The sequence below is a fragment of the Paenibacillus sp. FSL L8-0663 genome (assembly GCF_038008125.1).
GTDB classification, from domain to species: Bacteria; Bacillota; Bacilli; order Paenibacillales; family Paenibacillaceae; genus Paenibacillus; species Paenibacillus polymyxa_D.
Genome location: NZ_JBBOYM010000001.1, coordinates 654,630 through 678,042, shown reverse-complemented (window position 1 = coordinate 678,042; position 23,413 = coordinate 654,630). Strand labels below are relative to the sequence as shown.

Here is a 23,413-nt window from a genome sequence, read left to right as displayed (position 1 = left end):
TCCCCTCACTCGTTAATCTGAATTCAGGATAAATTGGTTCCACTTGCGCTGCCAAGCGATATCATTCCAGAATGGATGATGGGGAGCGCAGTTAGAACAGAGGGTCATTCCCCAGAACCCAAGTGCCATTCCTTTTCGCAACACATATTCAGCGATAAATTTGCCGACTGGGCCTTCTTCAAATTGGCCATGCAGCGGCGTGTAGCCTACATAACCTTCTCCTATGACAATTGGAATGCCGGAATGACGAGTCCATTCATGAATCTCTTCCAATCGGGTGTCGGCCTTCTGCAACATGGCCATTTTATGGTCTCCATACCGATCGTACAAAAATAAATCCCATTGATCGGGATCTACCCAGTCGTGCAAATAAATAAGTCTCATGCCGACTGGATTGCCTTCCATCCGCCAATTCTGCCCCGGAGGCAGGGTCCATTTTGTAAATGGAGGAGCGTCTTCTCTTAATAGGGATTGTACGAATGGATTGGGGAACGGCGCCAACTCATCATAAAGCGCTGCCGCTTCCATAAGCTCATTGAGCACCCCTTTAATATAGAGGTGAAAATGGGCCACCTGCATATTGCGCGCGACGTAAGCTTTGGGGTAGGCTTCATTTAACGTATAGCTGGCCGTCATCATGATATCCGGATGACATTGGCGAAGATATTCTATCGCTTCTTCTACGTAGGGCTGCATGGCTTCAATAAGCGCCGGTACATTCGTTTCAGCTATGCCTTCAGACGTTCCGACGGCGTTTAACTGCCCAAATTCCAATTCATTATGCAGCTCTGTATAGATGATCTGACTCCTGTAGCCTTCTGCTGTGACGAAACGGATCAACTGATCCATTGATTTTGCAATGGCCATGAATCTCCCCTTAGGAGGAATTGCAGCTAATTTATCTCTAAGCTCAGCATGAGCCAGAAAGCTGGGACTCTGCTGATATTCCCAAGAGGATAACATAATGTAACAGTTATGAGCCTTTGCTTGTTTGAACAGTTCGAGCAAATGAGCATGCCCGTCCAGTAATGCGCCTCCACGACAGTTATACCAACGCGTACGCTGGCCTACTTCCCCAAGGTTAGCAAACTCCAAGGGTCCGGGGCGTTTGCCATCCGCTGTAAACAACATGAATGGCATAGCACATATTCGGATCGTATTGTAGCCTCTTTCGACCGCTTCTTTAAAACGGGCTTCCAGATCGCTATAGGGCTCACCTTCCTGCGTCATGGTATACCAAGAGAAGTCCCACATCGTGATCGTCAATTTGCGCGGTACATTTCTCATGAGATTACTCAATTGATTTCCCCTCCCAGCTCCAATCCATATGGTTCAATGCTCCTTGATGGTTGGCTTCCAGCTTAAGCACCGATTCAAAATGTAAGATAGCTTCGTCCTGCCGCCCTAATCCAAGCAAACCAAGTGCTTTCATATAAGTACAATGAACCTGATTACGAATATTCAGGTCATCTTCAAAGATGAGAAAGTCGGGTAACGAGACCGCGAAGTAATCTATTTTCACGGGTTCGAACAAGTGCCTATCGGCGTAATCTATGAGCTTGTTAAATCGACGCTTGCCTTCCTTCACATAACCAAGTTTCTGCCAGGCCAATCCTTGGTAAAATATCATATCTGGCTGTTGATCGTTATAATACATGGCGTTAATGGGTTCCCCCAGTCCTTGAGAGGCCGTGGAAAAGGCCTGTCTTGCCTCATCTGTTAATTTCAATAGCTCGTACGCGCAGCCCAAATAATAATAGATATCATTATCTTGGGAACCCTCTAGCTTACCTTCGCCAAGATTCTCTGGATACACTAAAGCCTCCCGCAGCCCCTTTACAGCCTGTTCAATCCGCCCAGACCTCAGGTCGGACTTGGCAAGCTCTACCTTGGCCAGCCTATACTGTCCCGTTACCTTCCCCTCTCCGCCTTCCCATGGATGAAATATTCTCCCTGTCAGCAAGGACAACGCTATCTTATGCTGCTTCATCGTATTGTGAACGGTTACATATTCTAAAAACAGATCATCGCGAAGCTTTATGATTCCCGGATAACTCTCCATTAGATTCAATCTGTCGTTGGGCTTGATGTTCAGCTTCTTATACAGCTGGTCAAGCTCATAAAGAATACGTGCGTCTGAAGTATTGCACGCAAAGGCCTGCTCTAACGAATGGCGAGCCTTCTCTACTTGGCCTTGTTTGTTAAAATATCCAAGAGCAAGATTACGGTGTACAACGGGGGAAGTATCGTCAATGGAACGAGACGTTTCCCAGCTGGAAATGGCATCCCGATGCCGTTTCTTATCATAGAGTAAATTACCTAAGTAATAATGCGCCTTGTCATCCTTCGGTCTTGTTCGAATTGCAAATTGTAACACATCCAACTCAAACAGACGGTTAGGAAAGCAGTAATCGGGTACTGCATCTGCGGCCTGAGCGAGAGCATTGTTCACCTGCTCAGGCTTGCCGATTTTAGCATAGCAGAAGGCCTGAACGTAATACAGCATAGGGTATGTTTTTGCCTGCTCTGGAGCTTCTTCCAGCACACATGCTGCATCCTCATAGAGTCCTGCCGCCGCATAGTCCGATGCTACCGCTATATAGTTGTGCACATCTCCACGCATCCATTTTTCCAGCTCTTCAAAGACCGTTTTAGCATCATCTCGTAACCCGAGAGCCTCTAAAGATAATGCTTGCTCACGGTAAGCTCCAAAATCGGCGATATCGAGCTTCATCGTTTCCTTGGAAAAGGCTATTGCCGCTTCGTAGTTGCCAAGCTTACGAAGAATAGCCGACTTCAGGTTGCGTGCCTTGTAATTGCGAGCATTTCGGATTATTGAGCGCTCCACGAGTTCCAGGGCTTCTTCATAGTTCCCTTGTTCTGTTGCAATCTGTGCCAGTGAGAAATACCCGCTGTCTTGCCATGCCGCACTCCATACTGATTTATAAAATGCAGCGAACGCCTCATCCATCCGCTCTTGGTGTTTTAGCGACAAACCAAGCTGGTAGTAGGCCTCACCATCATAGGGATTAGAGTTACGCCAGGTTACCCGCGAGATGGCTTTACGAAAGCACTCTTCACTTTCTGAATACAATCCTCTACGAAGAAGCAACGTACCATATGCCACATTTACACGGCTGTCATTTTTATCTCTTTTCAGGCCCTCAAGATAGTACGCCTCAGGTTCAAAGGTAGCATGACGATATTGCTCCAAATGTTGTCCTGCTAAATACAATTCTTCGTTCGTTCTTAATTCCTCCGGTTCCGGCAAGGGGGCAGCAGCAGCCGGCATCTGTTCAACTTCCCTTTTCTTCGGCTGGTAACTAATCAGCTCCCTTCCGGTCGCGTCTTTGACAGTTAAGCATAGCTCATATTCCTCATCCTCAGCCAAAATAACTGTCTTCTGTATAAAGGCCTTATTAGGTGTCAGATCTAAGGTTTCTTGGATATAAACTTTCCGCTGACTGCTTAATTCCACAACAGCCTCACGAAATGACGAAGTCACATAGACTCCAATCTGTGCTGTCCCTTCGCTGCGATTTAATTCCAAACTAACGGCTGCGTCAATTGAAGCGTTTTTGACCATACCAATATGTTTGTAAGGCATAAAATACTGTGAGAACGTCTTTTCTTCATACGGCTGAAGCCAAGTGAAATCTGGTTGATTATCGGTATACACTCCCGTCATCAACTCGATGTAGGGGCCGTCTTCATCTGTTAGATTGCGGTCCCAAGCTTGGCCGAATTCGCCATTTCCCCATGTCCACTGCTTTTTCCCGGGAGAGATGTGATGGTTGGCCACATGCAAAAGCCCAGCTTGTTTCATATGGTCGTAACCACCTATGAAATTGTAATCCGATTTATAGGCCATATATGAAGTGGGAACAGGAATATTTTTGTATCGGGAGATATCTACGCCTTCAGAATAATCCATTTTATAATAAGTGCCTGTAGCAATCGGGAAACGGGATACATCTCGCTTTCCATGGTCGAACACGGCTGATACGTCTGGAGGAAAAACAGATTGCGTGTGATCATGTACCGCTACGGCTGGATTGGCCCACCATAGAAATGTTTGAGGCTCGGCAGTTCGGTTGTATAGCTGGGCCCCCACTTTAAGGTATGCTTTATCCGGTTGAAGTGTAAAACCAGCTGTTACTTTCGTGCCGAACATACGATCAATTTCGCTCACCCATACCGTTGCGCTTCCGTCGCCATGTTCTTCCAACTTGTATTCAACGGGTCCGTAAGTGTTGGGACGGTGATGCTGCGGCCAGTTGAACTCAATACCTCCAGATATCCACGGCCCCAATAAGCCCACAAGCGCTGGTTTGATGACCCTGTTATAATAAACAAAATCATAACCGTTGGTCTTGTCGACCGCACGATAAATGCGGCCTCCCAGCTCTGGCATGATCTCAATGCGCAAATATTTATTTTCCAGAAAAACCATTTGGTAATTTTCAAGTTTCTTCTCATCCTCAATTTTATCAATGACCGGATGCGGATACACTCGACCGGAACTCCCCTGATAGACACGTTTCTCCAGAAACATTGGATTTTTCTCGGGTTTGCCAATTCCATACGTGGGGATCTGCACGGTTTGCTCCCACACGCGTGCCTTAGCGTCAAAAATGCTCAATTCCATCACTCCCTCATAGTTGCTCTTATGATTCTGAGCTTACAAGTAAGCGACATTACAGACAATTGACAATCCACTGTTTATGATGGACTATATACGTATTTCATCATTAGAGCCGCCTAAGGCTAGGAGATGGATAGATTATGAATAAGAAAGCTGATGGATTTGAGGGTGAAAAGTTATATGTCGTTCCACCCTATATACTGGATAAATTAAATATGAATCCGCTTACAAAAAATCTATATATTACGGATATAGGCTGCTTCAGCCATGCCCGCCATCATTTTCGTGAAAGAATGCACGGATGTGACTCTCATATATTCATCTACTGTACCAGCGGAAAAGGTTGGATACGAACAAAGGATGGCCTAACGATTGACATGACAGAGCGAGGCTTTGCGTACATTCCCAGGGACATGCCGCATGCTTATGGGGCTGACGATAGAGATCCTTGGACAATTTACTGGTTTCATCTTAAAGGGGACCAAATGGATGATTTTATAGCATTGTTTGAGCCTTTTAAAACGTATATTTCGATATCTGCCAGTGATGGAGTCAAACTACTGGAGCTATTTCATCAGTGTTACGACCTTTTATTGAATAAATCATACTCCATTATACATTTAGTTCAAGTATCGCAAACTGTCCGTTATCTGCTGAGTTTTGTTGTATCGGTTGCATTTCGCAAGGAAGACAGTACGTACCAGAGTCATGTGGATAAGGCAACACGCTATATGAGTGAACAATTGGAATCCACCGTTTCGCTTGAGCAGCTTAGTCGGCATGTTCAGGTATCCAAGCAGCATCTGAACCTGATATTCAAGCAATCCACCGGCTACTCTCCTGTCGATTACTATTTAAGAATGAAGATACAGAGGGCCAGTCAGCTTTTGGATTTGACGAATGCCTCTATTAAAGAAGTTAGCATACAACTCGGTTTTAGGGACCCTTACTACTTCTCCAGACTATTCAAAAAAATAATGGGCTGCTCTCCTTTGGAATATCGAAATAATTTGAAGGGTTAATCTATGTTCATCAGGAGCGTTCAAATTTGCTTCTATCGGGCTACCGCAAGGTCACAGATCATTTACGAATCACGGGTGCAAGGTCTATACTTAAGGTTAAAAAAGGAAGTTTTGTATGCTCCTCACGTTGAATCGTAGACTAAATGCAGCTATGCCGCTAATTACACCAATCAGCATTCTAATTGGCGTCCTAATCGGTACGCCGTTGTCAGAATATACCGAACTCTCTCCCTGGCTGTTTGCATTCATGACCTTCGCGGGCAGCATCAGTATGGGGTTTAAGGATTTTGTCCATGTGATCAAGCATCCTGGTCCGCTGATCGCCTGTCTGTTTATTCTTCACCTGGCCATGCCGCTTCTCGCCATGATGCTGGGACATCTGGCCTTCAGTGATGATCCTTACACGATTACTGGACTTATTCTTGGTGCAGCTATCCCTACGGGCATTTCCAGCTTCGTGTGGGTCAACATCTATAAAGGCAATACAGCGCTGACATTGGCGATCATTTTAATTGATACGATTTTGGCCCCATTTGCCGTGCCGGGCATCATGTCCCTACTGATCGGAGCGGATGTGCAGCTCGATACCTGGGCGATGATGCAGAGCCTATTCTGGATGATTGTCGTTCCTTCGCTAATCGGCATGGTGTTGAACGAATGGACCAAAGGGAAGATCAAGCAGGTATGGGGACCACGGCTAGGACCGTTCTCCAAGCTGGCTATGGCTCTTGTCGTCATGATTAACGGATCTGTCATTGCGCCTTATCTGGTCGATTTTAATCTTAAGCTTGTCGGAGTATGCCTATCCATAATCGTCCTTGCTTCCACTGGATATGCAATCGGTTATCTGATATCAGGACTGATGCGGTGGAATAATGCAGACCGTACGGCGCTTGTCTTTAACGGCGGCATGCGCAATATTAGCGCGGGAGCCGTGCTTGCCATCACCTATTTCCCGGCCCCGGTAGCATTGCCGGTTGTACTGGGGATGATTTTCCAACAATCCACAGCATCTCTGGTCGGGTTTCTGCTGAGTCGTCGCGACCGCGGCAACGCCAAGGAAAAGCGCAATACGGCCTCTGTTTCTTAAGCAAAGGGGGTTAGCGGTGGTTCCAGATGATAAAACTCCTCCTTATGAGGAGGAGTTAGTTTCGGAAGGGCGTTTCTATACGTACATGGTTGAAAGTCTAATTCAAATATGCATGCACAATCATGTAAATGGTCACTTTCCACTTCTTAACATTACGATTGATCGTGTAGGGTAATATACTAAGCTCCCGTAAAGAGCCTTTCGTGGCACAACGTTCAAGCCATATATTACCCTAAGGAAACTAAGAACGATATACACAGGTCGCAAAGTCTAAAACAGCTTTTGCGTAAGATTTTGAAATTGTGACTTCACTCCATCTTTCTGAAGTTCTGATTGTAACACCTGATTAAAGGTTTGAAGTGCACGCTGGAATTTATTTTCACCTAATTCCGTAATCCGAGTATACACACCTCGTCGATCATCCTCGCATGTATGTCTTTCTAAAGCCCCGCAGTTTTTGGCTTCCATTCTAACTATGAGTCTCGATGTCGCACTCTGACTTAAACCCACCAATTCTTGAAGTTGCTGCAGTCGTAATTTTTTCTCCTCAGAATTGGATATGAAACCCAAAACATAAAACTCCTTCAAAGATAAATCATAATTTTGTAGTAGGGCTTGTTCTAACTTATCATTTAAAGTGGAATGGATGTGAGACAAAGACAACCATACATCCAAAAGTTCGTTTTCATGTTGCAAGTTAGACCACACCATTCTATATTAAAGTATTTCCACTAAGTTTATCCTATTGTAACAAGCTTAAATGGAATGGTCAAAACCCATACCCTATTTTGAATATTACAATCCGTCGTCACCGAACCAGCATGCAAATGCAGCATAATGGTTCTCGTTTCAGAGTGGCGATTTTATTGACAGTAACTATATTCCAATGTACATACATTGCTGCAATTAATCTTAAAAATGTGAGAAAGCGAATATATCAAAAAAAGAACACGTCAATCATGGTGGTATCTAACCATAATCGACCTGTTGAATGTAAAGGAATAGCATTTTCAAGTGAGCGGTAACAACATCATGACGAAATGGAAGAACAACGTAGATCGTAGCAAAAGGAAGTCAGACAACAAATTTTCACATGTAGCCTTTCAAAAAGACGACACTGCATATCCAGTGTCGACTTGTTAGTGTTATTTTTAATTGTTTTTGTTTCGAAGCAACTTAATAAGGTGAACTTTGCAAATAAAACTCTTGGCCTGAACCCTGAAGACTTCTCGAACCAGTCCCTTGGGAATTCCCCCCTTCAGCCACTCTATCAAGATATATATAGATTCCATATCCTTTTACTGTATACATAATATGAACTGCAATCTTTTCATTGAATTATTCAGCTTGCCATATATCTTTCAATTTCCAATATGTCAGCCCATTTACTAGCGCCTCTCCACCCTCTGTTATGATTTCTATGCCTAGCAATTTCTCACCCGGATAGATGCGACTTGTCATCGTAGCTTGCCCTTCATTCGCAAACATTTCAATGGATGAACGATCCAGATATACATGCAATGTCAGCTGTCCCTCAGCATTGAAGGCTGTTTGACGTACTCCATCTGTCTTTTTACCTGATTTAGAACAATTAAGCATTAGTTTCTGCTCCGGAATAGAATATGTGATAACCGTTTCTTCTCGACCTGTTCCACGAAACTTCAAGCCTACCAGGTCTGCACTTGACTTCGTGAGGTCGAACACTACCTTAACTTCAAGCAAGTCTTCTTCAACTTCCCTGAAGTAACTTCCAGAAATAGCGCCATATTGATACAAAACATGTTTACTTTGACGAAGTAACTTCATTTCTTCAACTGGAGTCATCAGTACTTTATTATTGTCACCCAACGTAATTAAACGCGGGATCGTCATTGCTCCACACCAGCCGTCTGCTTTCGTCGGCATATCCGATTCCCACATATCCATCCAACCAATCGCAATACGGCGACCTTGATCATCTAGAAAAGTTTGAACTGCATAGAAGTCATGACCATTATCCAACTCGATGAACTCTCCATGCTTATATTCATTATTAGCATAATTATATTCGCCAACATAATATCCCGTCTGGAACAAGTTATTGTACTTATCTCCTTGCGCATCAATACCTTGTGGGGAGAACATAAATATATGCTTACCGTTCAGTTCAAAGAAATCAGGACACTCCCACATGAAGCCCATATTCTTATCTCCCTGCAGAAGCACACCATGATAGGTCCAAGTCCTAAGATCAGGAGATGTATATAGAATAACACGCGGCAGATCTTCTTTCGTGCTGTTACCTAGGATCATGTACCATGTATCCTCATGCTTCCATACCTTCGGATCACGGAAATGCTGTGAGCTATCAGTCGGAGGTTCAGCGATTACGGGATTCTGCCTTAGTTTTATAAAATGAATGCCATCTGTGCTTACTGCCACATTTTGATTTTGGAAAAAGATATTGTTGGGTTGATCAATATAGTGATGACCAGTATAGATCAATGTCAGTTCGCCGTTATTATCTACTGCGCTTCCTGAGAAGCAACCATCAAGGTCACACGCATCTCCAGGCGCTAATGCAATCGGACAATGCTCCCAATGTACAAGGTCTTTACTCTTCACGTGGCCCCAATGCATTGGGCCCCAGTTCTCATCATAAGGATGATGCTGATAGAAGGCGTGATATTCACCTTTGAATTGAATTAATCCATTTGGGTCGTTAATCCAGTTTGCTGGTGCCATAATATGATAACCTAATCGGTACCGCTTGTTCATTTTCGCTTCTGCCTGTTTCAATGCTTCCTCAGCTTGCTTCGTATTGTTATTATATGTGTTCATCTTTCTTCCTCCTATGCTGTTTCAATATGCTTGTTAGGCTTGGGATCCAGCTTTTTCGGTTCTTTCTTTAAGGTAAAGATTGAGATTGTTGTAAAGACAAATACGAAAACACCCATAATCACGTACGTATTTGCAAAACCTCTAATGTCATAAGACATACCGGCGATTGGCGAGAAGATCGAAGCTCCTACCTGACTCATAAACTGGAATCCCACCAGATACAAGATCGAAGACAGACGCGTATCGAAATTTGCAGCCAAGTACTTAAATACGGAGATCAGCATGATTGGCAGTTCCAATGCGTGAATCAATTTCATAGCTGAGATTCCATAAGGTCCAATAACTAAGCCTGAACCCATGATCCGGAACGCCATCAAGAACCCTGCCAATATTAGACCCTTTTTTGCTCCAATTTTGTTGACAATGAAAGGCGCTAAGAACATCATGCCTGCTTCCAAGAACACTTGTAGGGAATTTAAGTAACCGTAAACTTGATTGCCTAATGCAACCGTTGAGAACGTCGATGAAAAGTAATTCGGGAACTGCTGGTCATACACATTGTAAATACAGGTAACACCAAGAACATATAAAATGAAGAACCACAAATGCTTATTTGCAAACAAATGGCCGATTTGCTTAAAGTTAACGGATTCTGCTCGCTCCATCTCGGAATCTGTCATTTCAACTTTAATTGTCATCATAATGATAAACAGAACGACAGCAGATACTGATGCAATCCAGAAGTTAATGTTAGGGTTGATATTAAAGAGCTGACCAGCGAAAAACGTTGCTGCTGCCCAACCTAGCGAGCCCCACATACGAGATTTCCCGTATTCAAAGTCATATTTTCGGCTGACTTTCTCGACATAAGATTCGATGGCTCCAATCCCTGCCAAAAAAGAAATACCCAAGTATAATCCACCTGCAATGGCACCGAGAAATACATTGTATTGAAGTAACGGCCCATAGATAAAGATATAGAAAGGACCAACAAATAAGAGCAAAGAACTGATTAGAAATAAAATATGCTTCTTTAATCCGATTTTATCAGATATATAGCCATAAAGCGGTTGCATACATAGCGCAAAGATAGCGTTTACAGTAAAGATAACACCTGTTTCAGCACCATTCAGACTGATTTCTTGCCCTAGCCAGATGGAGAACAATGAATAACTTGCTGACCAAGTAAAGAAGAAAAAGAAGAAATAGGCACTTAGTTTCCAGTACATGCTCTTTGACTTTCTCATATCGAACGCTCCTCAAGTCGAACATTTAATGTAAATGAAAGCACTTTCGTATTTACAGATCGATTATATGTCAACCGCTTTCATATGTCAACCGCTTGACATATTTTCGAAAGAAAAAGAGCTTTCCTCTTTGATTTCAATTACTCTAATAAGGATAGCTCCACCTTCTATCACAATGCTGAAAACTATGGAAATTGTATTAAGCCGTACTAGCTTCAATCAGTTTCACTGGTAGATAGGTTTCTCGCGGGACATCACTGAATCCACCTTCAATTTCTTTAATAAGTAACTCTATGGAAGATCTCGCAATCTCCTGTATTGGTTGCTGAATTGTCGTTAATTCAGGGAGAAGATTGCGGGTTGTTTCTGTTCCGTCATATCCAATTACGCGAATATCTTCAGGAACACGTTTTCCTCTTCTTCTTGCTTTAGCAATAAAAGACGCAGCCACCAAGTCATTACTCGCAAACAATCCATCTACTTCAGGATGTTCATCGAGCAAGCGTTTAATCGGTTCGTCGTGATTCTGTTGGTGGAAGGGATCATGTACTTCATAGGTAATTGCCTTTCGACCATACTGCTCCATCACATCTTCATATGCTTTTCTTCTTAAGCTTGCTGGTGTTTCCAATTCAACAGGGCCATTTATGTGTAAGATATGCTTGCACCCTTTTTCAATAAGTAGTTCTGACGCCAGTTTTCCACCCATATAATTATCCGATCCTACAACTGGGATTGAATCGGATAGGAAGCGATCGATCGCAATGACGGCAATGTTCTTCTGTTCATAATTTACGATACCCCGATTGTGTGTACCAACGATAATACCGTCAACTTGATTTCGCATAAGCATATCCACATATGATTCCTCTTTATCCAGCTGATTCAAACTGTTACAAAGCAACAGCTTATAGCCTAATGACGCACAAATATTCTCTATATGAAAAGTCAGCTCTCCGAAAAATGGGTTGCTTGTAGTTGGAATGATTAATCCAATCAGATTTGTTCGTTTACTAAATAATGACCGAGCCACATCATTTGGAAAGTAATTTAGCTCTTGCATCGCTTTATGAACTTGATCCTTCGTTTCTTGACTGATATAGCCACGATTATTAAGTACGCGAGAAACCGTAGTCGGTGAAACTCCAGCTAATTGTGCAACATCGTTAAGTTTTGGTTTCATTGATTCTCCCTGCCTTCTCTTCATGCCATATCTCTAATTTTTTTCATTTTAACATGGTTAAATGTTAAAAAACATGCTTGAGCATTCTTATGGATTATTCTTCAGATTTGTCTCCCTCTAAGAATCTCCTTGGCGACAGAAGAACTGGTCAAAGAAGACGCTAAAAAACAAGGATATGATAGCGAATTTGTTGATTATTACATCATAGAAATGAGCAAAAATCCTCCTGAAGAAGCTTACACCGTATTGCCTGCGGCTGTAACCATTTCGTCGAATCGTGCCACTGCTTAATAGGCTCTGTCGTAAATTCATTTCAATTTCAATTTTAATGATAATGGTAAACTAAAGTCTAAGCAGTCTCATTTCCTCAGATGCATGTCAGATGATAATTCAACGATCATCTTCATAATTAGTGAGAACTCATTGACTCGAAGTTATACTACTTCTTCATTGTCAATTGTTAGCGAATAATAATGTTTTAGACTAAACAATAAAGAACTAGACTGAGATAAGTTATAGACTGGCGACGCGCGGCCCGCATGCGCGACTGCAGTTGCGCTCCCCATCTCTTCCGGAATGAAGTCCAGCTTTGCGATCGGCGCGCTAGCGACTGCGCCCGTGTAATTAGAAAATATAGTCTTAGACTGGAAAATAAAGTATTAAAGGTATAAACTACGAATATGCTTTTTTCTTGAACCCTCTCATATGATGAGAGTAATTCAGTATTCGAGGAGATGGTCTTGATGAACAAGAACATAGGGATTAAGGATACTTTGGTAAAGTTCGACGAGATTTCGAAGCATTATGTTCGGGAGCTGGACAAGTATAGTCTGGCGGAACTGTGTCGCAAGCCAAGCGAAAACGAATGGTCGCTTGGGCAAATGTACCTGCATTTGCCCCATTCCACGCTGAACTTGCAGCTCCGTCTTGCGGAGCAGTGCATGGCGCTCGGTGGCGGCAACGAGGAGGGCGACGGGAAGACGGAGGCCGGCCATGCCGTGTTTGAGCAAGGGAGCTTCCCACCGGTTCGCATTCAGGTACCGGCCGACTTGCAATATACGCCCCCACAGCCAGAAAGCAAGGAGCAGCTTGTCGCCAAGCTGGAGGAAGCAAGGCGCCGCATGCATGAGATTGGGGCGTCGCTACAGAACATAGACCCAGAGCGGCTGCAGCGAAAGGCGACTCATCCGGCTGTAGCCTTCGGCGCGTTAAACGCGGTCGAATGGTTCACGATGGTGGAGATGCATTACCGTCATCATCTTCTTCAAAAGGAGCGGCTGGACGCTTTCTTACAAACTGCAGAGTTATTAGGCTAACAGGACACGATAGTTGAATGTTGACCACAACAGCGGCCAGTCTAGGAATTTATTTTCGCGTCCTTATCTGCCGCTGTTGCATTTATCGGATCAGTCTAAAACTTTATTTTCTTCGGACAATAAAGTTGTATACCGAAATCCAACATTTGTAATTTTGATTCTTTTATCAATATATAAAAATATGTACGTTAAAATGGGGTAATACCAGCGAAAATGGTACAAACCGCAATTTGTTTCCTCTAAGCTTTTAGAGGCTGATCGTTTGGACTGCTTACATCAACATAAACACGAACATATTCACTGTTTCTGTTCTGATAAGCCTTTGAACGCTTCAGCACTCTGTAGTAGTCCTCGAAGTGCTCCAAAAACTGATCAATCTCTTCAGGTATTCCTTCAACCCGTATTTTTAGCATCCTCTTTTACAACTCTTCTTTTAGCGATGAGCTTGGAGCATTTTCAACCATTTCGTTTGTGATTCCGTGGATGGCGGTCGCTTCTTCTGGAATGAGGGATACCGGCTTGATTAACGTTTCAAAAAGAGGATTTTCGTCAAGATCAATAATTGCAATCTCTACGATCTCAGAGTCGCCATCTAAACCGGTGGTTTTCACATCTAAAATGATATATTCTGATTTTCTTTGGCTAACTGAACGGTTCGAGCTTTTTGTATTGCTGCTAGTTGTTTCTCTTATTTTCACAAAAAACCAAGCTGACGATTATAAGATGGACTTTTTCTTGTACAAAAAAGAGTCTGCCCTTGGGCAGACCCGATACAAATGAACAGACTCGTGCAAGTTGTGCTCAGTCAGATTGAACCTGCAGGATAGAGGCTGTTTCAATTCGGATTTATTTTGTTAACTTGATAATAATGTGCTTCTACCCAACATCGTCTCTAATTCGAAAACATTTATTCCATCTAATGATCTTTTAATGGAATAACCTAGCTGACATTTTTAAACACCTCTATTGACACTTAACACTATCATCAATACAACACTTCGTTAAGCCACATTATTACAAATTTATTGATGTAGTTGAGATGGACTCACTTTTTGAATTTGAACAAGTATATCAAACGTTTTACCTAATGATATATCAACAGTTTTTGGTATAGCAGGGCCTTCTTTAGTTATTCCAGCAAAAATTTGATGTTGTTCGTTTAACCAAGTTTTTGTCACTCCGTTCGCCTTACGTAAATCAATAAAAAATTGATCTTTTTTGACCTGTCCAAAAATGTAATTATAACTGTTTGGATCATCTGATTTTAATATTCCATATGGGCCAAATTCACCATCATTATTATAAACATTATATTGTCCTTTATAAACTGATGTTCCAATAGATACATACCGTTTTCCATAATATTCTGCTAAATGCTGCCCAGCTACTTTAGGGTATATAAATGGAATCATATTTGTTTTCGAAACGTGTCCATTATGTCCCCAAACTATGGTTTTCCCTAAATGTTCTTCAGTCCACTTCGCATTTTCATACATTGCAATATCATGTTTCAAATAAAAATCCGATGGTTTATCAGGGGATGTTCCTCCTAACATTGTAGTAAACTGTTCAATAATACGAGCATTTTGTTTTATCCATGCGAACTCTTTGGATTTTCCGTTCAGATAACTTTTATTTTGTTCTAATAAAGCACTGATTTGTTTAGCATCTGAAATATACTTTTCTTTTTCTTCTTTTGTAAGGCCCTCAAAAGTAGTCATATCCTTTGTTACAGGAATGAGACCTTTTATCTTCTCTTCTACTCTAGGCACAAGATCTGAATTGTTTCTTTTTATATATTCTATTATATTATTATAAACATTCTCGTTTACTGATTGAATGTCCATCCCAATGATACGCACTTTAGATTTATGTTCTGGATTAGCATTATATTGTCGAATCCAACTAAGTAGATCTAACATTTCTTTTGTGTTAAATACAGGTGATAGATGTTGGCTTGGGTTTCCCTTACCAGTAAGAACATATCGATCAAGCTCCAGAGCTCTGTCCCATCCCTCTTCTAAAACTAAGTTGATGAATCCCTTTTCAGATACTAAATAATTAACAATGCGTTGTTTCATTGTAAAAACTTCATGAGCCCCATGCGTAGCTTCACCTAAACCTACAATTGAAGCTGAACCTACCATATTCTTAAGTGGTTTTAAATCATTAAAAGATGCAGTTGGATTAGTTGTTTTTAAAGGCTTTGCATGCATTTCTAACCATTCCGTTATTTGATTTGTATTGTAGGGAGCTGTAACAGAAACTCCTGTTTTCGAGTCTGCATAAGTACTTCCTACAAAATTAGTCAGTATTATAGCAAAAACACCAAGTGCAATAATCATTTTCTTTTTCATAATACCCTCCTAAAATACTTACTTGTTAGTTTTTTGACATGCTCTAAGGAGCCCATTTTAAACCATTTTTTTCCTTTTTTCCTACTTGCTAAATTCAGCAAGTAAAATATTTTTAAATGGATCAGGACTATCAGCTTTAAAGCTGTTCAAATTGACGACCAATGTATGCTTGCCTCCAAGTGTGCCACCAGCAAAAGTGGTAAACCCTAGAACTCTACCTTTGTGTCCCCATATCGAGACACCGTTTGGAAGCTTAGTTTCAAAGATCCCAAGACCATATCCGGTTCCTTCTCTATCTGTAGGAACTGTAGTAAGCATTTGTTTTAGTTGCTGTTCCTTCAGTAATTTACCACTGAGTAAGTAAGAGAAGAATTTGTTTAAATCGTCAGCAGTAGAAATCATATCTCCATCCGAGCTACCTGGGTTAATATAAGTAACGTCTTTTAGCTCACTTGCTCCGTCTAGTTGGAAATAGCCACGGGCATGCTTGGTGCCTGGAATCACGCTTGAATTGCCAGGTAGGAATGTATTTGACAAATCAAGCGGTTCAATAATCCGATTTTCAACCTCTTCCGCATAGCTGTTTCCAGTTACTTTTTCAATAAGGATCCCCAGTATTACGTATCCTGTGTTTGAATAAGACCAACCCTTTCCTGGGGCAAAGTCTGGGGGAAGAGAAATCCCCATCTTTACGAATTCTTCAGCCGTATACGATTTTTTTGTATCCGTATAATCAAAGTCTTTTGAATTTACATAGTCAGCGATACCACTTGTATGATTCAATATCTGCCGGATAGTAATTTGGTTACCATCATATCCGTTTCCTTGAATGACACCAGGCAACCATTTTTCAATGGAGTCGTCTAGATTCAAGCGGTTCTCTTCAGATAATTGAAGTAGAACTGTTGCAATGAATGTCTTCGTTACACTACCAATGCGAAAGCGAAAATCTGTTTTCATTGGTTTCTTGGTGCTCAGGTCCGCTAACCCAGCGGCATAACTCCATGTTTTTCCACCCTCAGAAGTTTTAGCAAGTATCCCAGGATATCCAAGTTGCAATGTATCCCGCATTGCTTCTTTGACGGAATTACGTTCACTTTGAGTGCTTGTTTGTAACGGACTAGATACATTTTGAATGGACTCCGCTTTTACAATTGAGGTTGGTGTTGTGTATAACAGAGAACTTCCAGCCATTAAAAGGACTAAACCTGTAGATGCAATTTGACAATGCTTTTTCATAAAGATATTCTTCTCCTCTATTCATATTGTATCGGCAGTTATTTGCTGTTTTAGGACAAGAGTGGATTTGCAATTATCTTTACTCATTATTATTTTCACAAACGCTATTGTGTCCTAACAAACGGTAAATTCCTTTTTTTTCACATGTATGTTAACCCTAGAAATTACTTCTTTTCCTTAAAACACTCTTGTTACTGGTTTGTTTTTCATAAATAGGTCATACCTGTTTCCCCTTTCACGCCTCTTTATTTTTTATCATACACAATGGAAATCTCCCCTCCTCGTTTATTGTTAATGTGTTAAACTGCCTCTATGATTCTAAGTATTTTTCTGTCACATACAGTAGTGTCAAAATGTCACACTATTAAAAATCCTAATATTATTCGGAGTGAATATCTCAATCCAGATGTCGCTGTCAGTGAAGCTGGTGATTTGGCTGTGTCTTATTCGTATTCCCAGTTGCTCCATAACCTCTCTTACCGGAACTCTTGCCAATCTCAATTCAATCGCTTGCATTTTTCTAGGGGGTAACTCACTCTCGTTGCCAACGTAAAAACACCTCCAAGGTTATCTCCATATCTTACGACATGGCTTGATTCTCTTGAAGGTGTTTTGATTTGTCTCACGTTATGGGGTCAGTCCCCTTGATCTACAGTCGAAAAAGGTTCTTTATCTAACTTTACCAATCGATCAAAAACCTTAATTTCAAATCCCGATTCATTTCTCAACACTTCAAACCGGATGTTCTCCTCTACCGCCGGATTGATGGCTGAACCGAAACATTGTTATCTCCTGACTACAATCAATCATTTTAAGCCCATTATCTTCAAACAGGCATTCAGCATATCCTTGTTTTTATAGATTACAACAGTAATCTCCTGTCGTGCTCTCGTTAGCATTTGGTACAAACGCAGCCCCGTTGTTTCTTTGCACTCCACCTAGGCGACATTCTTTAGCTTGGCGTATTGTTGCAGGTGTAAGGCTTTTGCCGATGCCCAACCGCCGATGACAAATTGACATCGGACAATTTGTCCGATATAATCAAAACAAAACGGACAAACTGTCCGAATTTATAATACGAAGGGTGAAACTGGGATGCATATCAAAAAATTGTATTTTTTATCTGTAGGTGAATGTTTCCTAGATCAATCGGCAGTTAATCGAACCCTTGCCCCCGGGAAATTAGTCGGAATGCCTGTGTGGTCTTTTCTATTGGAAACGACCAGCGGGCCGATACTCATCGATACGGGAATGCCCGACGCTTTTATCAACAATCCCGATTACTACAAGGGGACTAGACGTGAAGGGCGCGTCGTCCCCAACATGTCTGACGGCGACTCGATCGTAAATGTGTTAAAGCGTGTCGGTTATCGACCTGACGATATTCAAATGGTCATTAGCTCCCATTTACACTTGGATCATTCTGGGGGAAACGGGCATTTCCGCAATACGCCGATCCTTATTCAAAGGGCAGAGTATGATGCGGCCATAAACAATGAGGATTACTCTCCATTAGAGTGCAGGCTGCCCGATTTACAATATCAAATCATTGAGGGTGACCATGAATTGATTCCGGGGGTTCAAATTTTATTCACTCCGGGTCATTCCCCTGGCCATCAATCAGTCCTTGTCACAACGGAAAAGTCGGGTCCAGTGCTACTGACAATTGATGTTGCTTATACTCGGGAGAACTTCGAGAATAGCGTACCGTTCTTGACATTCGATCAAGAGATGGCTGCCAAATCGATTACTCGCATGCAGGAGTTAATTCAGGATGTTCGGCCGTCCTATGTTTTCTTGGGACACGATAGAGATCAGGCGCAAAAATGCCGCACCTTTCCTGACTTCCTGTAATGGAGAGACAGGCTATGGATACTCAATCAATGGCTTTATCCGGCAATGAGCGGAAATTAATGGGGACACTTTGCTTGCTCATTATTTTCGGAAACATCAATATGACCATGTTTAATTTGTCTATACCTTCGATTTCCGCTGACTTTGCCCTGACCTCCTCGCAGGTGAGCTGGGTTATGGTCGGTTACAGCATTTTGATGGCTATCGGCGCCGGTACTTACGGCAAGTTAACGGAGTCCTTTTCCTTTCGCCAGCTGTATGTCATTGGTTTAATCCTTTTAGCTTTCGGCTCTATGATCGGCTTTTTTGCAGCTTCATACTTGCAAGTCATCATTGGAAGACTACTGCAGGCAGCAGGGGCCTCATCCATCTCTCCCCTGTCTTATGCGGCAGTAACCCTGTATTTTAAGCCTACAGTCAAGGGACGGGTGCTGGGAACCTTATCCGCCACAATTGCCTTTGCTTCCGGCTTCGGGCCTGTGTTCGGCGGTTTCGTAGAGCAATACTTTGGCTGGCGTGCTTTGTTCATCGTGTCCAGTATGAGCCTATTTGTTATCCCTTTGATATTCAAGTATGTTCCTGACAAGAAACACGACCGCGGTTCATTCGATTTTCTCGGAGCTGTTTTGTTCTCCGCGGGACTGGCGTTGGTATTGCTAGGGGTTACGAACTATTGGTTTATGCTCATTGCAGGAGCAGCAGTTCTTCTATGGTTCGGTACTCATATTCAGAAAAAAGAACATCCATTTATCGATGCATCTTTCATGAAAAATGCTCCTTACCGACGAATTCTAGGGATTGGATTCCTTACCTTCGTATGCAACACGGGGTTAACCTTTACTCTTCCTGTCATGATGAAGAATTCCTTTCATTTACCAACTAGTAAAATCGGTCTGCTGATGCTTCCCGGTGCCGCCTGTGCAGCCTTGCTCGGATCCCGGATCGGAAGTTGGACAGATCGTTTCGGAAGCTCCCGTGTGCTTGTCATATCGCAAAGTCTCGTCATCAGCGGATTTATACTACTGGGGGTATCCGTACATTTGCCGCCATGGATCGACGCTTTATTGATCATTATCCTTATGATTGGATTCAACGGTGTCCTCACCTCTAGCAGCAATTTAGTTTCGACGACACTCCGTTCGGCTGAGCTGGGTGTGGGGATGGGTATTTTCACACTGGCCTATCTCCTAGGCGGAGCATTCGGCCCTGCGCTGGTCGGCCGACTGATTGATCTAAAGATGCCTTTTTCTGTTGTTTATTTTACCATTTCCCTGTTGGCAATCCTGACATACTTATTCGCAAGAAAAGCAAATCCTAGCGGGAGCTATGGTAATTAGTTTGGTAGACTTACGACATGTCCGAAAGATACGGAGGATGAATAGATGAGTAAATTAAATTTCCAACTGTCCTTTGCTGCTATTCATGAGCTGGCCGAGAGGATCCGTACAAGGAAAATATCCCCGGTAGAGATTACAGAACATGCGCTTCACCGCATCGAACGTTTGAATCCGAAACTGAACGTTTTCGTTACCCAAACGTCCGAACTGGCGATTGAACAAGCGAAGCAATCGGAACGCGATATTATGCATGGTCGGTACAAAGGGCCCCTTCACGGGATTCCCATCGTTCATAAGGATCTATATTACACTAAAGGGATCCGAACAACTGCCGGTTCAAAAATATTGAACAGCTTCGTCCCCGATTACGATTCGACGGTTGCAGCTAAGCTACATGAGGCTGGAACAGTTCTGCTAGGCAAAGTACAGACTCACGAGTTCGCTGCGGGATTGACAACAACTAGCCCGCACTTCGGTCCTTGTCTCAATCCGTGGAACACTGAACTTGTAACGGGAGGTTCAAGCGGCGGCTCGGCTTCTGCTTTAGCAGCTGGACTTACTTATCTGGGCACAGGCTCGGATACCGGAGGTTCGATCCGCATACCCGCTGCTTTGTGCGGTGTCGTAGGGATGAAGCCGACGTACGGTCGGGTCAGTCGGTATGGTATCATTCCAATGGCCTGGTCATTGGACCACTCGGGTCCGTTGACCCGCTGTGTCATGGATGCGTCCCTGTGCTTGGATGTGATGTCTGGCTTCGATCCAAAGGATGAATCGACTGTCGATCTGCCTGCGCCAGGTATCAAGATGTATCCGAATGGTCTCAGGGGTGTGCGTATCGGATTGCCGACAAGCTACTATTACGAGGATTTGATGCCGGAAGTGGAAGCTGCGATGAAGGCCGCTATCAATAAATTCCGAGAACTGGGAGCAGAAATCATCGAAGTTAGCCTGCCCCTGATCAAACATGTTAGAAGTGCGACGATGGCCATTATGATGACGGAAATGTACTCGTACCACGAGAAGTGGCTTGAGACAGAATTGGAACAGTATGGACCGGACGTCCGAATGTTTCTTGAAAGCAGTAGAGATATTCCGGCTTCCATTTACCTTCAGTCTCAGCGGGCCCGGCAACTAATTGTCAATGATTTTTTGAATGCATTGTCCGGAATCGACATCTTGTTGACGCCGGCAACACCGATCACTGCGCCGCGTGCAGATGATGAAGCTAGTGTATTCAGATTGAACTCATTTACGGTTCCGACCAATTTGACTGGCTTGCCTAGCTTGAGCATGCCTTGCGGCTTCTCACCTTCCGGTCTGCCGATTAATATGCAATTGATTGGCCGCCCCTTCGAAGAAGCGACAGTACTAGGTATCGGCAATACTTATGAAATGAATACAGACTGGCACAAGAGACATCCGGATTTGTAAGCCTGACTATATTTGATGGAGGGTAATCTATGGATCAAAAGCAACTTAACTCTGAAGTTAGCAGGAGAGCATCAACCGAAACCGGAACAGATACGACGAGCGACAAGAAAAAAGCATACGAGCAGTTTATTCATACGATCGCAAGTTTAAAGGAACTGGACCTATCGGGCATTGAACCGCATTTGCCTCCAATTTACAAAAAGCACTATACCAAGAGATAAAAAAAGCTCATCGGTCACCCAAATGAATGTATTTTTAATTTTTCACGAAATGTATTATAATTATGAAGACGGACAACATGTCCTATACACGAAAAACGGACATATTGTCCGTTTTTCGTGTTAAATAACAGTTAAATTAATGATGAAGGGAGATGTTTATGGTGAATTCAGAATCGCAATCTGTCTCTCTGAAAATTCCCAGAGAGGAGTTAAACCGAAGACGAATTTTGGCGGCGGCTAGAGAACTTTTCATCAAAAAAGGCGTTGACAATGTCAATATGCATCAGATTGCGAAGACTGCTGGAGTAGGACAAGCAAGCCTATACCGCCGCTACTCGGATAAGGGCGACATATGTCAGGAGATCGCGTATGAAGAATACCAACCTTTGTTTGATGAAGTTCAAGCATTTCTTGATCAATCCCCAGAAACCGCTGCCTTGGACCGGCTTTACCATGTAATCGTAAGATATGTCTCTTTTTTAGAGGCGAAAGTTCCTTGGCTCTGTGAGGTCAGCCGGGCCTCAACCGGGCATCGTCCGTTACAATCCCCGTTATGTCAATGGATGCGCAATATAAGCAGAAATCTGCTAAATGAGGCCGTTGAACAGGGAGACGTATCCGGGGTGGACATTTCATATACTATTGAAGCCCTGCTGGCCGTGCTTCACAATATCGATTACCATCTCCAAGATGAGGGCTTTACAAGCCAACGAGTTCTTGATGGATTACACCGCATATTTATTGAAGGTTTAAGAGCTAATAGACATTAATTGAGGGGCTGGCCACAAAGCCACATAACATGGATGAGGAATAGTCCTGCGTAACTCCTCTTTTTATCTCATAATGGTATATTGAATGTACAAAGAAACCATATCCTTTCAAATGGTCGGGTGGTACCTCCATTTTACCCAGGAACGGTTTCTTATTGTTTTACAATTGGAGAACAGGACGTCCCTAGTCATTTTTATGACTTATGGGACAACCCTTTTTTTCTGCCAATGGCTGCTACGCGAATTGTCCGGATCGGACTTCCATGGCACGCTCTCCTTATTCGGTTTTCTTATCATCAGCAGCGCTCTTTCGTCTACTTCCTGTAGGCTTCGTAGCAGCAGGCTTAGTAGCCTGAGAATCCATGGAGAACAAGCAGGTTTTCATCTTATGTATTCCAAAATTGCAGTTGAAGAGATTTGTACAACACTTGGGGATTTTATTAACTCATCTTCCAAACTCCACGTCCAACTTCTCCAATCCATAACCAAACCACCTTTACGAAAAGTATCAATTATGATCGTAATTTGGATTCGATATCGATAATACCATATGTTAACATTTATAGGATATATAGAGTAAATAGAAACACAAAAAACCAATAGAAACAAGGGGCTTTGTTTCTACTGGTTTAAAAATGTCTCAAACATATACCCAAAAATGTCTCGGTTATCAACCAAATCAGTCTCAATTATTACCGTTACTCACTGTGTGGTGTCATAATTAATGAGAATATCCACATTGCTTAAATGCATAAAAATACATCCGCTTGTATACATTATTTTACCATCGAGTAACCCTAAAGATACAAAAAAGGGAAAAAAAAATGCCGGTTAATGGATATAAAAAACATATGCAGTTCCATCATTAAATACAAAGA

The 23,413-nt window shown here is 42.6% G+C and carries 19 protein-coding genes; 9 read left to right on the top strand and 10 right to left on the bottom strand.

Going from position 1 to position 23,413, the window contains the following annotated elements; translation table 11 throughout:
* Window positions 1-12 precede the first annotated feature (12 nt).
* The gene (locus MKY75_RS02990; protein WP_340884261.1) at window positions 13-1,299 is read right to left on the bottom strand and encodes a cellulase-like family protein; all 1,287 of its coding nucleotides are present in this window, start codon (window positions 1,297-1,299) and stop codon (window positions 13-15) included.
* The gene (locus MKY75_RS02985; RefSeq protein WP_340884258.1) at window positions 1,292-4,648 is read right to left on the bottom strand and encodes a DUF5107 domain-containing protein; all 3,357 of its coding nucleotides are present in this window, start codon (window positions 4,646-4,648) and stop codon (window positions 1,292-1,294) included. Before MKY75_RS02985 ends, MKY75_RS02990 begins: the two co-directional genes overlap by 8 nt.
* 137 nt (window positions 4,649-4,785) lie before the next feature.
* Here MKY75_RS02985 and MKY75_RS02980 point away from each other — a divergent pair, with 137 nt between their 5' ends.
* Both MKY75_RS02980 and MKY75_RS02975 read left to right on the top strand, forming a co-directional pair.
* The gene (locus tag MKY75_RS02980; protein WP_165148193.1) at window positions 4,786-5,667 is read left to right on the top strand and encodes an AraC family transcriptional regulator; all 882 of its coding nucleotides are present in this window, start codon (window positions 4,786-4,788) and stop codon (window positions 5,665-5,667) included.
* Window positions 5,668-5,782: 115 nt separating this feature from the next.
* Window positions 5,783-6,757, top strand: a complete 975-nt coding sequence (locus MKY75_RS02975; protein ID WP_029515905.1) for a bile acid:sodium symporter family protein — start codon at window positions 5,783-5,785, stop codon at window positions 6,755-6,757.
* A 270-nt stretch (window positions 6,758-7,027) separates the two neighbouring features.
* On the opposite strand, the gene MKY75_RS02970 is transcribed toward MKY75_RS02975, so the two are convergent.
* From MKY75_RS02970 to MKY75_RS02955, 4 genes are all read right to left on the bottom strand, one after another.
* Entirely contained in the window at window positions 7,028-7,468 is a 441-nt protein-coding gene (locus MKY75_RS02970; protein ID WP_049816908.1) for a MarR family winged helix-turn-helix transcriptional regulator, read from the bottom strand.
* 627 nt (window positions 7,469-8,095) lie between these two features.
* On the bottom strand, window positions 8,096-9,577 hold the full coding sequence (locus MKY75_RS02965; RefSeq protein WP_340884257.1) for a glycoside hydrolase family 32 protein: 1,482 nt from the start codon (window positions 9,575-9,577) through the stop codon (window positions 8,096-8,098).
* An 11-nt stretch (window positions 9,578-9,588) separates the two neighbouring features.
* Window positions 9,589-10,824 (bottom strand): MFS transporter, encoded by a 1,236-nt coding sequence (locus tag MKY75_RS02960; RefSeq protein ID WP_029515908.1) that lies wholly within the window; start codon window positions 10,822-10,824, stop codon window positions 9,589-9,591.
* A gap of 199 nt (window positions 10,825-11,023) precedes the next feature.
* Window positions 11,024-12,007 carry a LacI family DNA-binding transcriptional regulator gene (locus MKY75_RS02955; protein ID WP_029515909.1) on the bottom strand — a complete coding sequence of 328 codons (984 nt, stop codon included), beginning with the start codon at window positions 12,005-12,007 and terminating at the stop codon, window positions 11,024-11,026.
* 129 nt (window positions 12,008-12,136) lie between these two features.
* Here MKY75_RS02955 and MKY75_RS02950 point away from each other — a divergent pair, with 129 nt between their 5' ends.
* Both MKY75_RS02950 and MKY75_RS02945 read left to right on the top strand, forming a co-directional pair.
* The gene (locus MKY75_RS02950) at window positions 12,137-12,298 is read left to right on the top strand and encodes a hypothetical protein (protein WP_250273189.1); all 162 of its coding nucleotides are present in this window, start codon (window positions 12,137-12,139) and stop codon (window positions 12,296-12,298) included.
* A gap of 452 nt (window positions 12,299-12,750) precedes the next feature.
* On the top strand, window positions 12,751-13,323 hold the full coding sequence (locus tag MKY75_RS02945; RefSeq protein ID WP_340884256.1) for a DinB family protein: 573 nt from the start codon (window positions 12,751-12,753) through the stop codon (window positions 13,321-13,323).
* A 239-nt stretch (window positions 13,324-13,562) separates the two neighbouring features.
* On the opposite strand, the gene MKY75_RS25550 is transcribed toward MKY75_RS02945, so the two are convergent.
* The 4 genes from MKY75_RS25550 to MKY75_RS02930 form a co-directional block, all read right to left on the bottom strand.
* Window positions 13,563-13,736 (bottom strand): DUF3970 family protein, encoded by a 174-nt coding sequence (locus MKY75_RS25550; protein ID WP_080658577.1) that lies wholly within the window; start codon window positions 13,734-13,736, stop codon window positions 13,563-13,565.
* Window positions 13,737-13,742: 6 nt separating this feature from the next.
* Window positions 13,743-14,021 (bottom strand): 3'-5' exonuclease, encoded by a 279-nt coding sequence (locus tag MKY75_RS02940; RefSeq protein WP_080658578.1) that lies wholly within the window; start codon window positions 14,019-14,021, stop codon window positions 13,743-13,745.
* A gap of 324 nt (window positions 14,022-14,345) precedes the next feature.
* Window positions 14,346-15,680, bottom strand: a complete 1,335-nt coding sequence (locus MKY75_RS02935) for an erythromycin esterase family protein (protein WP_069010912.1) — start codon at window positions 15,678-15,680, stop codon at window positions 14,346-14,348.
* 81 nt (window positions 15,681-15,761) lie between these two features.
* Window positions 15,762-16,919: a serine hydrolase domain-containing protein gene (locus tag MKY75_RS02930; RefSeq protein ID WP_069010911.1), complete on the bottom strand. Its 1,158-nt coding sequence runs from the start codon at window positions 16,917-16,919 to the stop codon at window positions 15,762-15,764.
* Window positions 16,920-18,014: 1,095 nt separating this feature from the next.
* Here MKY75_RS02930 and aiiA point away from each other — a divergent pair.
* The 5 genes from aiiA (at window position 18,015) to MKY75_RS02905 (ending at window position 22,535) form a co-directional block, all read left to right on the top strand.
* Window positions 18,015-18,773: a quorum-quenching N-acyl homoserine lactonase AiiA gene (aiiA, locus tag MKY75_RS02925; RefSeq protein WP_029515914.1), complete on the top strand. Its 759-nt coding sequence runs from the start codon at window positions 18,015-18,017 to the stop codon at window positions 18,771-18,773.
* Window positions 18,774-18,787: 14 nt separating this feature from the next.
* Complete coding sequence (locus tag MKY75_RS02920; protein WP_340884254.1) at window positions 18,788-20,110, top strand: MFS transporter; 1,323 nt, start codon at window positions 18,788-18,790, stop codon at window positions 20,108-20,110.
* A gap of 45 nt (window positions 20,111-20,155) precedes the next feature.
* Window positions 20,156-21,544, top strand: a complete 1,389-nt coding sequence (locus tag MKY75_RS02915; RefSeq protein ID WP_340884252.1) for an amidase — start codon at window positions 20,156-20,158, stop codon at window positions 21,542-21,544.
* 29 nt (window positions 21,545-21,573) lie between these two features.
* Window positions 21,574-21,765, top strand: a complete 192-nt coding sequence (locus MKY75_RS02910; protein ID WP_069010906.1) for a hypothetical protein — start codon at window positions 21,574-21,576, stop codon at window positions 21,763-21,765.
* 158 nt (window positions 21,766-21,923) lie between these two features.
* Window positions 21,924-22,535 (top strand): TetR/AcrR family transcriptional regulator, encoded by a 612-nt coding sequence (locus tag MKY75_RS02905; protein ID WP_069010905.1) that lies wholly within the window; start codon window positions 21,924-21,926, stop codon window positions 22,533-22,535.
* Window positions 22,536-23,413 lie beyond the last annotated feature (878 nt).